Raw genomic sequence first — 754 nt, 5'->3', positions numbered from 1 at the left:
CCCGAGCGACCCGGATACGACCACAGCACGTTGCCGGAGTCGACCGCCAACAGATCCTCGTACCGATCCCCGTTCACACTCTCCGCCGCGAGGTTCGGGGTGGTGATGTTCGGCGGCGAGACGTAACCAGAGATGAGCACGTCGCGCTCGCCCGCGCGCTGGGTCACCGGGTTGATGCGGCGCTTGACCACCGCGTCGTCCTGGTTACCCTCGACGGTGGTGATGGTGCCGTCCGAGTGTACGTTGTGGACGATCCCGACGTGGCCGCCCGTGCCCGAGCCCGGTGCGCCCCACACGACCACATCGCCCGGTGCCGGGCTGCCGGTGCCGCCGGAGGGGCGAGCCTTCCAGAGACCCTGCTGCTGGCCCCACGTGCCGACCGCCGTGGCGACGTCGGTCGTGAAAACGGGGGACACGCCAGCGGTGCGCCACACCCATTCGGCGAACATCGCGCACCACGCGGTCGTAATGCACGGACCGTACTTCTGGCAGCGGCCGTTGGCCTCGGAGTTGCCGATCTCAGCCTCGGCGACGGCGACGATCCCGGCACGCGTGGCCGCATGCGCCGCACGTCCGAGGGTAACCTCCTGGAGCGCGAACGTGGCCAGCATGGCCAGCGCTCCGACGACCGCGGTGACAAACCTTCTTCTCATGGTTGCTCCAGGGGTTTAGTAGCGGGCGAGGCGGAAGGTGGACCAGCCGTGGCCGATTTGGGCGGGTGTGGCGAAGGTGCCGTCGCCGTCGCCGGTCCAGC

General features: G+C 69.4%; 1 protein-coding gene. It reads right to left on the bottom strand.

Annotation, left to right across the window (positions count from 1 at the left end):
• Positions 1-653: CHAP domain-containing protein (locus AC5L36_RS45375; RefSeq protein WP_441225330.1), on the bottom strand; the 653-nt coding region annotated here is incomplete at its 3' end.
• Positions 654-754: the final 101 nt, after the last annotated feature.

This window comes from Phytohabitans sp. LZ39 (assembly GCF_059359075.1).
Note: the sequence above shows the minus strand (reverse complement) of the source record. Positions and strands in the feature narration are given on the sequence as shown.